This window comes from Caballeronia insecticola, assembly GCF_000402035.1.
Lineage (GTDB): Bacteria > Pseudomonadota > Gammaproteobacteria > Burkholderiales > Burkholderiaceae > Caballeronia > Caballeronia insecticola.
The window spans coordinates 730,218-743,152 of the sequence record NC_021288.1; the positions used below are offsets into that span (position 1 = coordinate 730,218).

Genomic DNA, 12,935 nt, shown 5'->3' on the forward strand with positions numbered 1-12,935 from the left:
TGGCGCAGCGTCATGCCGTCGACGATGGCGGCACACCGCGCCTTCGCCATCTTCTGGGTGTATGTCGCACGCAGCTTTTGCCATGGCGCCACGCCTGAACGTGGATCTCCCGTCACGTAAGCGTTACGACCTTGATCGCGTTGGTGCTGTCCCGGAACTTCAGCTTGTTGTCCGCCGCATCGACAAAGAGCATGTTCGTAAATCCGGACGTGGTGCTCGCGGCGACGGCATTCAACTGATATCCCAAGGACGGCAATGCCACGCCCAGCGGCTTGACGCGAAACACCTCGCGAGAACCGGTCGCATCGGAATACGCGACAACGAACTTCGATGAGGTATTGGTAACCAGCCGCGATCCAAAATACACAACGACCGCACCGCCGTTCGATCCTGCAGCATCTTTCCCATACGTGATGACCTGGCCGCCTTCGTTGTAGAAGTCGCTTCCCGGTGTCCCACCCGCAAGCGTCACATACCCGGCTGTGTTTTTATCCAGGCCGATGCCGAATTGGTTCTGACGCATCGACATATCGCCCATCAGCATCGATCCGGCTTCGCAAAAGCTCGTGGAGAGATCGATGCTGCAGCTTTTGAGCGCGACATGCGAGCAGTTCTTGACGCTGGCAAAAGGCGCAAGAACGTTTTCGAAGGTGCAGGTATCGAAGATGTAATGCGCGAAATCGACCGCCTCGACGATGAGACCTTGCGCAGGAATGTCCTTGAATGTGACATTGAAGAAGCCCACGCGACCGCCGTGGCCGCCGATGGCGTAGTTGTTGAAGGCGCCGCCACCGCGCTGAATGATGCAATTCATCAGGCGGCACGTGACGTCGTAGGGCCAAAACGCATCAATCGTGACACCCTCCATGGACGTGTTATAGGTCCCGCCGTAGATGCACGACCACGCCGTTACCGCTCGGCTGCCATCCGAGGCGAGGGTCGAGAAAACGACGGCCTCCGGCTTTGTGTCCGAGTACGCGGGATTGTTCGGCGTATGCCCGATGACCGCAAAATTAGCCCACCGGCTGGCCGTAGAAAATACATGAGAGACGATGGGTGCTTCGTCATAGACACCATCAAGCAAATAAATCCGCGCAGCGTGAAACAGGTAATACGGGACACGCGACATCGCAGCGGCAAAAGTTCGCAGAGCTGTTTGCTGCGTCTTTCCATCCCGAGCGTCATCACCGCTCACAGGATCGACCCATACAGTCACGTCCTCTACTGAATACATGGGGCGCTGCGCAGAATGCCCACTTCTGGCGGGCACCCAGTTTGGATTGCCGCCCAGCGTCGGAAAGTCCTCTATCCAATACGGTGTGCGCGCGCGGAACGGCGCCGAGAAGATGGGGTCCACCCGATGAGGGACGCCATCGAGCAAGAGTGTCCCGAAACCGACATACCGTTTTTTCAGCTGCACGCCATTCACGATATAGGTGTGCCCGCGCGTGAGTTCGATCACTGGATGCTGGCTGCTCTCAGCGCGCTGGAACGCCGAAGAATCGTCGGCTTGACCGTCGCCGACGGCACCAAAGTCCTCCGGCGTCACATGCTCCCGCGTCTTGCTCAACTCTTCCCGTGGCGCGGCACCCTGCCCTTCTTGAATAAATCCGACCATCTGAGCACCGGTATTACCGCTGATCTCATCTGCGAACTGCGAGCCGACTGATTTCCAGCTATTACTCGGCGGGGCGCTATTCACATTCGCGTTCGTCGCGATGTAGAGCAGGCCATCAGGTCCAACGGCCAGCGCGCGCGACGGATAGGCGATGTTCGGATTCCAAACGTCACCCTGCGGCACGATCGATCCGTTCACGGTGTCTTCAAAGAATCCCGTGGTACTGAGTTTGGCACCAGTGACCGGGTTCGACGGAATGTAGTAGTTCATCATTTCTCAGAGTATTTAGTTTTACTTACTATTAATACCGACAATCTGTTTTGGTGGAATGTAGGGGCAGTCCATGATGTAGTGACCTACCCTTGGCTATAGTACGAACCGCAGTTAGGCTGTTCGGTGTTGTACCCGATTCGCCACCATTCGATCAAGCCCCTGGGGTGGCAGATGGAGATAAACCGATGCTCGTTCAAACATGGCATCGGCGGCTGTCACGCGCAGATCGTGCTTAAATGGCCCGACATTCCCGAGTGCGGTCGTCGACCACGTTCAGGCATCGAAAGCGTCGTCCATGAGCCAGACCGTCTAAGACGAAGTCCATTCACCAACTGTGGTTCGGGCCACTTGGCATGGGCCGCGGCTTACGCTGCTAAACGGCGTCGAGAGACTGCGTTATCGGCCCACATGCCGCGCTGCATGGCACCGCACCGCGCGGCGACCGCTAAACCGCCAACCAAAACCGATGGACGAAAAAAAACCCTGCCGTTAAAGACAGGGTTTCCGGATCAACAACAACCCGCTTACTTGCAGTGGCGTTCCCAATGATGATGCACGCGCACCTTATGGCAAACCGGCTGATGATGATGCGATGCCGCGAAAGCCGGAGCAATGGCGAAAAACGTGGTGCCTGCAACCAGCGCGGCGAGTACGGCCTTTTTCATGAGTTTCGTTGTCTTGAAGATGGAAAGAGGCGCCATCGTAACAGCGTGAGTTTACGGCAACGTAAGCGAAAGAAATGAGCGTTTAAAGATCGGAAAAAATCGTCGACATCAAAACGATGTCGCGGCTCGCGTCGATCCTTCGCGTCGAAGCGCAATGCTCAATGTCCTCCCGCGCCCGCCGCGCCGGCGCCCGCTCCCTTGCCGGGCTTCGTCAGCCAGATCAGCGGCACGATTGCGATAAAAATCACCGCCGACAGCCAGAAAATATCGTTGAGTCCCAGCATCGCCGCCTGCGCGTTGAGCGTGCGCTCGAAATAAGCGAGCGCCTGCGGTCCGCCGCCGAGCGCATCCTGCAACGTGCTGATCGCACCGTTGAACGTCGGGTTGAGTACGCTTGCCTGCTCGACCAGATGCGCATGATGAAGAATCGTCCGGTCATTCCAGCCCGTGCTGGCGAGCGACGTGCCCACCGCGCCCGCGAACACGCGCACGAAATTCGACAAACCCGCCGCGGCGGGAATCTTGCCGGGCGGCTGGCCGGACAGAATGATCGCCGTAAGCGGCACGAAGAACAGCGCGGTGGGAATGCCCTGCAACAGCGTCGGGATGACGAGCGTGTAGGTATCGACGCCGGTCGTGTAATGCGAGCGCATGAAGAAAACCGCCGCGAAGCCGAAGAAAGCGAGCGTGGCGAGCACGCGGGCATCGGACTTCGGCATCAGCTTGCCCATGACGGGCGCGAGCATCACCGCGAAAATGCCGAGCGGCGCGGTGACAAGCCCGGCATCGACGGAACGGTAATTCAAGTAGCCCTGCATCCATTGCGGCAACAGCACGAGGTTCGAAAAAAACACCGCATACGCAACCGATATCGCCACCGTGCCGCCCAGAAAATTGCGCCCCATGAAGAGCTTGATGTCGATCACCGGGTTCTTCTCGGTCAACTCCCAGATCAGAAAAAAGATGAAGCTCACGAGCGCAAACACCCCGAGCGCGACGATCACCGGCGACGCGAACCAGTCGAGGTCCTTGCCCTTGTCGAGCATGATCTGCAACGACGCAACCCACGCGATAAGCGAGAGCAGCCCGACCTTGTCGATAGGCACGCGGCGCACCGGCGTCTCGCGCTCGCGATAGATGGCCCACGTCACGCCCGCCGCAAACAGCCCGACCGGAATGTTGATATAGAAGATCCACGACCACGAATAGCTGTCCGTGATCCAGCCGCCGAGCGCGGGGCCCGCAATGGGTCCGACGGTCGCGGTCATCGCCCAGAGGGACAGCGCGGTCGAGCTCTTTTCCTTCGGATAGGAGCCGAGCAGAATTGCCTGCGACAGCGGAATCAGCGGCCCGGCCACCGCGCCCTGCAAGATGCGCGCGGCCAGCAGCACGGGCAGATTCGGCGCGATGCCGCATAACCACGACGACACCACGAACAGCAAAATCGCCCACACGAACAGTTTGATTTGCCCGACGCGCTGCGTGAGCCAGCCCGTCAGCGGAATCGAGATCGCGTTGGCCGCGGCGAACAGTGTGATGACCCACGTGCCTTCATCGACGGATACGCCGAGATTGCCGGCGATAGTCGGAATCGCAACGTTGGCGATCGACGAATCGAGCACGTTCATGAAGGTCGCGAGCGCAACGGCGAGCGTCGCGAGAACGAGCTTGCCGCCGGTGAGCGGCGCGGATGAAGCGGTCGGATGCATGGTTTTGCCTGCGTCGTTTATGTCTGACTCGTCAGATAATTGCTTAAAAAAATTCGCTTGCTCATTTCACGCGCGGTGCTCGCGGCGAGGACACGTTATCCGCGATGATCCGTGCGATCTCCGCGTCCGCCTCATCGCCGTAATGGCTGTAGACATCGGTGCGATAAACCGTGTTCGATGCCGCGCCCAGTTGCGTGCCCGATTCGTCGCGCGTTTCGACTTCGGCCTGCATCGACAAGCCGATGCGCAGCGGATGCGCCTCCAGCTCGCGCTGATCGAGGCGAATGCGCACCGGCAGACGCTGCACCACCTTGATCCAATTGCCTGTCGCGTTTTGCGCGGGCAGCACGGCGAAGGCCGCGCCCGTGCCCGCCGAGAAGCCTTCTACGTGCCCGTGATACTTCACCTTCGAGCCGTAGACATCGGCGGTGAGCGTGACCGGCTGGCCGATACGCATGCGCGTGAGCTGCACTTCCTTGAAGTTGGCATCGATCCACACGCCATCGAGCGGCACGATCGCCAAGAGCGGCTTGCCTGGCGCGACGCGCTCGCCAACCTGCACCGAGCGGCGTGCGACATAGCCGGTCACGGGCGCGGGCAGCGTGTTGCGCGCGTAATCGAGCCAGGCGTCGCGTACTTTGCTCGCGGCGGCCTGCACGTTCGGATGCCGTTCGATGGACGTGCGATCGGTCAGCGCGTGGTTCGCTTCGGCCTGCTGACGCACGGCATCGAGCGCGGCTTGCGCAGCGGCGACGGCATCGCGGGCGTGCGCGACATCCTCGCCGGATACCGCGCCGGTCTGCGCGATCGTCTGGCGGCGCTTGAGATCGTCCTGTGCGCGGGTCAGGTCGGACTGACGTTGCGCGACGGTCGCGGCGTAATACGCGTTGTTCACGTAGAGCGTGCTGACCTGCCGCACGGTCTGCGCCAGCGTGGCTTCGGCGTTGGCGAGCGCCACTTTGGCATCGGCGGCGTCGAGGACGACGAGCGGCGCGCCCTGATGCACGATCTGCGTATCGTCCGCATTCACCGCGATCACCGTGCCGCTCACTTGCGGCGTGAGTTGCACGAGATTGCCGCTGACATAGGCATCGTCGGTCGCTTCGAAAAAACGCCCGCTCGTCGCGTACCAGGCGCCCCAACCCGCGCCTGAAATTGCCACCGCCGCGGCGAGCAGCGACAGCAGCAGTGTGCGGCGCCGGCGGTTCTTCGTCTCGGCCGCGGCCTCGGGTTGATCCGCCGCCGTGCGCGCGGATGTAATCGTGTCGCTCATGTTCGTTCTCCGTGAATATCGATCAGCGCGCGGCCACGGCCGCGGTGTTCTTGCTTGCATCCGTATCGGTGTATCCGCCGCCCAGCGCCGCCGCGAGCGCGATCTGCTGGTCGCGGCGATCCATCTTCAGATTGGCGACGGACCGGTCCGCGGCGAGCGCGTTGGTCTCGGCGTTCAGCACCGTCAACTGATTCGTGAGGCCCGCCTTGTATTGCGTGAACGCGAGTTCCTGCGCGCGGCGTGCGGCGCTCTGCGCGACGTTCGCGTCGACGAGCTGCGCATCGGTCGAACGGATCTGCGAAAGCTGCGTCGCGACATCGCTCAATGCCGTGACGAGCGTCTGGTTGTACGTGGCGATCGCGTAGTCGAACTCGGCGTAGCGGCCCTTCAGTTGCGCGCGCAATGCGCCGCCGTCGAAGATCGGCAGATGAATCGCCGGCCCCGCCGACGCGGTCCGGCTCGCGGCCGTCAGAAAGCGGCCGAAGCCGAACGCATCGAGACCGAGCGACGCGCTCAGGTTGATGTCGGGATAAAACTCCGCTTTCGCTTGCTGGATGCCGTGCGTCATCGCATCGACGCGCCAGCGCGCCGCGACGATATCCGGGCGGCGGCTCACGAGATCGGCGGGGAGATTGCCGGGCAGGCGCACTTCATCGCCGATGCCGAGCTGCGGCCGCGCAATCGACAAGCCGCGATCCGGACCTTGCCCGACGAGCGCACCCAATTGATAGCGCGTCGCGAGAATGCGGCCGTCGAGCGCGGAGAGCGTCGCGCGGCTGGACGCCAGATTGGCCTCGGCGGTCTTGCGTTCGACTTCGGTATCCAGCCCGTTCGCGATGCGCCCCGCCGTGATGCGCTCGACCTGCTCGCGCTGCACGATCTCGCTCGCCGCGATGTCGCGCAACGCATAGAGCCGCGCGAGCTGGTTGTAGGCGCGGGCGATGGCCGCATCGAGCGTGAGCCGGACCACTTCGGCGTCGGCCTGGCTCGCCTGCCATTGCGACACGGCGGCCCGAAGCGCCTCGCGATTCTTACCCCACAGATCGAGATCGTAGGACGCGGACAGCAGCCCCTTGTTCTCCGATTGCCACGATCCGGCATACGGCGGCGGCACCAGCGCATTGGCCGAATACTGCTGACGCGTGTACGAATACGACGCGTCCACTTGCGGCAAGGTGTCCGCCCGCGCCGTCTCGCTATAGGCGGACGCCGCCGCGATGCGTGCGCGCGCCTGTTCGAGCGTCGGGCTGTGGGCGAGCGCTTCGTCGAGCAATGCGTGCAGTTGCGCGTCGCCGAACTGGTCGGCCCAGTCGGCAGCGGGCCAATGGCCGGCTTCGGCGGGCAGGCTCTGCGACGTCGCGTAGGACTGCGGCTGTGCCATGTCCTTGTCGCTGTGAATGCCCGCATAGTTCGCGCATGCCGACAGCACGGCGACGAACATCAGCGTCGCGCTCGTTCTGGCAAAGCGCCGGGCCGAATTTTCACGATTTGATTGATTGATCATTGTCTGACTTGTCAGATAAATATGCCAAAAAAATGCGCGTGCTTCTACGCGTACTTCTACGAGAATTTCGCGCGTGGTCCGCTTCGGTGCCAGTCAGGCATCGACGAATTTGTTGAGCAGTCGCCGTAGTTCGGTGAACTCGCTCTTGCTGAAACCTTTGAGCCGCTTGTTCAGCACGTGCGGCACGATATGCGGCAACTCCTCCGCGATTTTCTTGCCCTCTTTCGTGAGCGTCAGATTGACGACGCGCCGGTCTTCCGTGCTGCGCGAGCGATCCAGCAGGCCTTTCACTTCGAGCTTGTCGAGCATGCGCGTCATGAGGCCGGTGTCGATGCTGAGCAGCTTCGACAATTCGAACGGCGTGCGGGACTCGCCGTAGCGCATGGACATCAGAATGCCCATTTGCTGAGTCGTGATGCCCAGGTCCTTGAGCGCGGCGTCCAGTTCCGCAACGAGCATGTTGCGCGCCTTGTTGATCGCAAAGCCGATGCTTTGCGTCAGCGTGAAGCTCTCCGGCGTGTAGTGGTCCATCCCCTCTCCCGTGCGATCCCAACCGCGATGCACGGAAATATACTGCAAAGTCAGATATTGTCAAAGAAGTTTTTTGAGATGGCCCGGTATGCCGCGGCGACGCGCACGCCGCTCGAAAGTGCGGTCGCGAACAGTAATCAACCTTTCAATTAGCTAACTTTCATGCGACGGATGCACCGGCCAACTTTCCGGTTCATCGACGAACCTCACTCAATCCAGCCACCGTCCTGACTGTATGCAATCGTCATCCATCGGCAAATTTCTGAAATTCGGCGACAGCCGGCGAGCTGCGTCCGGTCCGCATCGGTGCGAGCCGCGTGTTAATCCGCAGAGCGACGCTCAGACCGCGTCACCGGTCGTCGCGGCCCGCGCGGAGTCCGAACCGCTTCCCGCGCATTCCATTTTTCATGAACGCTGGTGGCTCGACATCGCAACCGACGGCAACTGGCAGGCCGCGACCGTCCGGCGCAGCAACGAGATCGTCGCGGAGATGCCGTACGCGATCCGCAAAAAGGGACTATGGCGCACGTCGCAGATGCCGCCGCTCACGCGCACGCTCGGGCCCGCCTTCAGGCCGGGCGCCGCCGATCCGGCGCGGGCGATGCTCGATCGCCTCAGCATCGCCGAGGAACTCATCGCGCAGATTCCGGAGGTGGACAGCTTCTATCAGATCCTCGATCCGCGGATCGAAGATGCACTCGCCTTCGGCCTGAACGGCTACACGATCACGACGCGCTATACGTTGCAATTTTCTCCGGAACGCAGCGTTGAGGAATTGTGGAAGGCGTTGAACGGCAAGACGCGCAATCTGATCCGCACCGGACAAAAATTTCTGCGCGTGGCGCGCATCGACTCGCCCGCCGAATTCAATCGCTTTTACGAAGGCAATCTCGCTGTGCGCAGCCGTTCCAATGTCTACGGTGCGCATGTCATGCAGCGGCTGGTCGATGCGTTCGTCGAGCGAAATGCGGGCTATCTGCTGGGTGCGTACGATGCCAACGGCAAGCTCGTCGCGGCGATCGGCGTCACATTCGATACGCACGCGGCCTACTATCTGTTGTCGTCGCGCGTGCCCGGCGCGCATGCGGGCGCGATCAGCGTTCTGGTGTGGCACGCCATTCAGGATGCGCTGCAACGCAAGCTCACGTTCGATTTCGATGGCATCCCGAATGCGAACACGTTCCGTTTTCTTTGCGGCTTCAGACCCACGCTCAAGCCTCGTCTCGTGATCGAACGTCATAAATCGATCTGGTCGATGCTGAAGGCGGGCCGGCGCGTGCTTCTGCCGAAAAAATCGGAATGGTTTGTTTCGACGGCTTGATTCGTTGATAAGACAGGGCGCGCGCTGCGCCCTTGCCTTATCAACACATCAGCCGACTGGACGCTTGCCGGGCTTTCCGGCATCGGCGCGCGTCTTCTTCGCACGCAGACCGGCGAGCTTCGCCGCCACGGCTTTCGCCAGAAACGCAAACCGTCCCCAGCGCGACAACGCGATCTGAAAACTCTTGTTCGGCAGGATGTTGCCGCGGCTCCAGTACGCCTTGAACTCTTCCTTGCCGATACCGAAATCCAGATCCAGCCGATGCTCCCACGCCCACTTCACGCAGCGCTCCATCATGATCGCGCCGGGTGAGAATTTCGCGTAGGCCGGATCGAAGCCTGCGATCAAGCCGCTCGCGCTCGTGCTCCCCAAGCCGACGACATTGACCACGACCGGCGCGCCGTCGAGCGTCATCAGGAACATCAGCGCGAGCGGTTCGTCTCGCGTGCCATCGAGGAGTCGAATCAGGAAGTCACGATAATCATGCGAATCGAGCCAAGGTCCGTGCTTGCCGACGCGCTCCGCCCATTCGCGCTTGCGTGCGAGCATCCAGTCGACCCATCGGGCATGCGCGCCGGTGTCGGCGGCGTCGATCACGCGAATCTCCAGGACGCCTTCTTTCATGAAACGCCGCTCGATTGCAGCAGGCTTCTTCTTCGACAACGACGAAAGCGAATCGCGATATGCGTTCCACTCCGGTTCACGACGAAGCAAGGCGGTGGCGGAGACATCGAGTGTCGTGACAGCGAGGCCCGGATGTTTCGATGCGAGCCTGTCGATGCGCGAATCCGCGCTCACATAGGGAATCGACAGCACGTCCGCGCCGCATTGCCCGATGGCGCTTTGCCACGCGGCATCGATGGCGTGCTCTGCATCGGCGGACACGAGGATGCTGGTATGTTCGGCGGTTCCCGGTGCGAGCGGTTCGAGCATCGTCCAGAGATGCCGGCGATGGCTGACGAGCGGCCAGACGAGTTTGAGTTCACCGTGTTCGCGAACCACGATGCAATGCAGCCGGCGACCGCGCGGCTTGGCCACATAGAGCCAGCATAACCAGCACACAGCGAAGGACTGGTTATGCTGTCCGTCGACGCTCGACCAGAGCGCGTTCCATTCATCCCGAAGCGCCAGAAAGGCCTCGGGATCGCACACGATGCTGACGTGAAATTGCGGGTCTTGCGGGTCTTGCACATGACGGTCTGATGGCGGCATGGTCTCTCTTCATCGCGACAAAGGCCCGTGCAAGTCTAGCGTGCGATACCATCGACCAACGTTCGATCACACTCATATGAATGCGCCTATACCGCATGCCGCAGATCGAACGGCGTATCGCGCAGACGCTTGCCGCTCAGCCTGAACACGGCATTGCCGACAGCAGGCGCCACCGACGGACTCGACAGTTCTCCAACACCGCCCGGCTTCGCGCGATCGCCCTGCACGATCACGATATCGATGTCGGGCATATCGCTCATGCGCATCACGCGATACGAGTCGAAGTTGGCTTGCTGAACCCGGCCATGACGAATATCGACGCGATCGGCAAGCGCGTGTCCGAGTCCCCACATCAGCCCGCCATACAACTGTTCCTCGACGCCGCCCGGCGACACCGCGAGCCCGCAATCGGCCACGCACGTCAGCTTCTCGATCGCGATGCCGCCATCGCGCCGCGTCACGCGTGCGATCACGGCGACGTAGCTGCCATACGCCCGGTTGGTTGCGACGCCGAGTGCGCTTCCGCGCGGCAACGGCTTGCCCCATCCGGCCCGCGCGGCGGCTTCGCGCAACACAGCGACGTGGCGCGGGTCCTTCATGTGAGCGATGCGAAACTCGACCGGATCGCGCTGCGCGGCGTGCGCCGCTTCGTCCATGAACGATTCGACCGCGAACACGTTCGGGATATAACTCACCGCGCGATACCAGCCGGTCGGCACGCCGGTCTCGTGGCGCACCCAGCCGACATCGACATTCGGCGCGCCATACGCGAACTCGTACTTGCTGATCGCCTCCGTCGTGCTGTAGTCCATGCGATCCGGACGATCGAAATAGCCCGGCTCCCATTGCTCGGGCGATGCGGGCATCACCGCGCGCAATTGCAGCGCGGCGAGATTGCCGTGCGCATCGAGCGTCGCGCGTCCGCGATGATGACTCGCCGCGTGATAGAAGAGCGCGCGCATCTCGTCCTCGCGGCTGTTCATCAGCTTGACGGGCTTGCCGGTTTGCAGCGCGAGCCACGTTACTTCGAAGAGCCAGTATTTCGACTCGCGCGCGCCGAAGCTGCCGCCCGACACGAGCTCATGCAGCACGACGCGATCCGCCGGAATGCACCCGATCGTTTCGGCGGCCTCCTGCGCCGTGGACGGCACCTGCAAGCCACCCCAATACTCGATGCCGCCTTGCTTCGCCCACGCAGTCACGTTGATCGGTTCGAGCGGATTCTGCGCTTTATACGGCATCGAATACGACGCCTGAATCACGCGTGGTCCGCGCTTCAGGATGGCATCGGCATCGCCATTTCTGACGGTCGGCACGACGCGCGCTTCGGGATCGTCGAGCCATGCGGCCTGACGCGCGGCAAGCTCGCGGCTGTCGAAGTTTGTGAACGGACTGTCTTCCCACTCGATGTGCAACGCGGCCTGCCCCTTGTGCGCGGACCAGTAGTCGTCCGCGAGGACCGCGACGCCCGCCTGATTGCCGCCGAGCACATCGGGACGGCCCGGTATTTGAAGCACTTGCCGCACGCCAGGCACGGCGAGCGCAGCCTTGGCATCGACGCTGCGCACGCGTGCATCGATCACGGGCGCGCGCGTGACAACCGCGACCAGCATGCCGGGCAAACGCACATCGATGCTGTATTGAAACGCGCCCGTCGTCTTTTGCGCGGCGCCCCGCTTTTTACGCAGCTTGCCGATGTATTTGAACTGCGACGGGTCCTTCAACGGCACGTCTTTCGGCGCGGGCAGCGTCGCGGCGATGACGGCGAGCGAACCATAGCTCGCGCGCCTGCCGCTCGATGACTCGATGACGAAGCCGTTATCGGTCGAGCACGCGGAAGGCGCGATGCTCCATTGCTTCGCGGCGGCTGCAATCAGCATCGCGCGAGCGGTTGCGCCCGCATGCCGCAGACGATCGTATTCGAGCGATACGCTCGTGCTTCCGCCCGTCGAAAACACCTTCCATAGCGGATGAATATAGTCCGCGAAGAACGGATTCTCCGGCGTGATGACATCGATTCGAAACGGATCGACATCGAGTTCTTCGGCGACCATCGCGGCGAGCGCCGTGCGCGTGCCGGTACCCGAGTCGTGTTTGTGAACGACGAGACGGATCGTGTCGTCGGGCAGAACGCGCACCCATGCGTTCGGTTCAAAGTCTTTCGTCGGCTCGGGCAGATTCTTTGCGAGCACATTGGGCAATTCGAAACCCACCGCAAGCCCCGCTGCGAGCAACATCGAACTCTGCTTGATGAAGCGCCGCCGCGCGCTGCCATGTGAGTAAGTCAACGTCTGTGCGTCGTTGCGCATTCACGCCTCCGTTACAGACGAAGAAGCCAGCGTCGGATCGCCCGATGCCGCGCGCTTGATCGCACGACGAATCCGCGCATACGTGCCGCAGCGGCACAGATTGCCGGACATCGCCGAGGTGATGGCTTCGTCGCTGACGGATGTCTTGCCCTTCAGAAGCGATGCCGCCTGCATCAACTGTCCGGACTGGCAGTAGCCGCATTGCGGCACATCCTCGGCGACCCACGCGAGTTGCAACGGATGCGTGCCGTCTTTGGACAGGCCCTCGATCGTCGTGATGCGTTTCCCGGCGACCGCCGCGATCGGCAAGAGGCACGAGCGCACCGCTTCGCCTTCGAGATGCACCGTGCATGCGCCGCAGAAACCGCCGCCGCAGCCGAACTTCGTGCCCGTCAAACCGATCCGGTCGCGCAACACCCACAACAAGGGCATGTCTTCCGGTACATTGTCGAGCGAGTGCCGCGCGTCGTTGACGATGATCTCGATCATGCGCTGTCTCCTGAATGTCGTCGTGTCTGCG

10 protein-coding genes are annotated in these 12,935 nt (G+C 62.0%); 1 reads left to right on the forward strand and 9 read right to left on the reverse strand.

Annotated features, from left to right (window positions below):
* Window positions 1-112: 112 nt before the first annotated feature.
* From BRPE64_RS33040 to BRPE64_RS23970, 6 genes are all read right to left on the reverse strand, one after another.
* Complete coding sequence (locus BRPE64_RS33040; protein ID WP_144063507.1) at window positions 113-1,888, reverse strand: hypothetical protein; 1,776 nt, start codon at window positions 1,886-1,888, stop codon at window positions 113-115.
* 527 nt (window positions 1,889-2,415) lie between these two features.
* A complete protein-coding gene (locus BRPE64_RS33500; RefSeq protein ID WP_173405476.1) occupies window positions 2,416-2,556 on the reverse strand; it encodes a hypothetical protein in 141 nt (46 codons plus the stop codon).
* A 158-nt stretch (window positions 2,557-2,714) separates the two neighbouring features.
* Complete coding sequence (locus BRPE64_RS23955) at window positions 2,715-4,265, reverse strand: DHA2 family efflux MFS transporter permease subunit (RefSeq protein WP_016347486.1); 1,551 nt, start codon at window positions 4,263-4,265, stop codon at window positions 2,715-2,717.
* A 61-nt stretch (window positions 4,266-4,326) separates the two neighbouring features.
* Window positions 4,327-5,538, reverse strand: coding sequence for an HlyD family secretion protein (locus BRPE64_RS23960; protein ID WP_016347487.1), 1,212 nt, complete (start codon window positions 5,536-5,538; stop codon window positions 4,327-4,329).
* 22 nt (window positions 5,539-5,560) lie between these two features.
* Window positions 5,561-7,042, reverse strand: a complete 1,482-nt coding sequence (locus BRPE64_RS23965; protein ID WP_016347488.1) for an efflux transporter outer membrane subunit — start codon at window positions 7,040-7,042, stop codon at window positions 5,561-5,563.
* A 93-nt stretch (window positions 7,043-7,135) separates the two neighbouring features.
* Window positions 7,136-7,573, reverse strand: coding sequence for a MarR family winged helix-turn-helix transcriptional regulator (locus BRPE64_RS23970; protein ID WP_016347489.1), 438 nt, complete (start codon window positions 7,571-7,573; stop codon window positions 7,136-7,138).
* 235 nt (window positions 7,574-7,808) lie between these two features.
* Between BRPE64_RS23970 and BRPE64_RS23975 the strand changes: the two genes are divergently transcribed.
* Window positions 7,809-8,894, forward strand: a complete 1,086-nt coding sequence (locus BRPE64_RS23975) for a GNAT family N-acetyltransferase (RefSeq protein ID WP_016347490.1) — start codon at window positions 7,809-7,811, stop codon at window positions 8,892-8,894.
* Between the two features lie 48 nt (window positions 8,895-8,942).
* On the opposite strand, the gene BRPE64_RS23980 is transcribed toward BRPE64_RS23975, so the two are convergent.
* The 3 genes from BRPE64_RS23980 to BRPE64_RS23990 all read right to left on the reverse strand — a co-directional run bounded on the left by BRPE64_RS23980 (window position 8,943) and on the right by BRPE64_RS23990 (window position 12,904).
* On the reverse strand, window positions 8,943-10,106 hold the full coding sequence (locus BRPE64_RS23980) for a GNAT family N-acetyltransferase (protein ID WP_016347491.1): 1,164 nt from the start codon (window positions 10,104-10,106) through the stop codon (window positions 8,943-8,945).
* An 86-nt stretch (window positions 10,107-10,192) separates the two neighbouring features.
* Complete coding sequence (locus tag BRPE64_RS23985; protein WP_016347492.1) at window positions 10,193-12,415, reverse strand: xanthine dehydrogenase family protein molybdopterin-binding subunit; 2,223 nt, start codon at window positions 12,413-12,415, stop codon at window positions 10,193-10,195.
* Entirely contained in the window at window positions 12,416-12,904 is a 489-nt protein-coding gene (locus BRPE64_RS23990; protein ID WP_016347493.1) for a (2Fe-2S)-binding protein, read from the reverse strand.
* Between the last annotated feature and the right edge of the window lie 31 nt (window positions 12,905-12,935).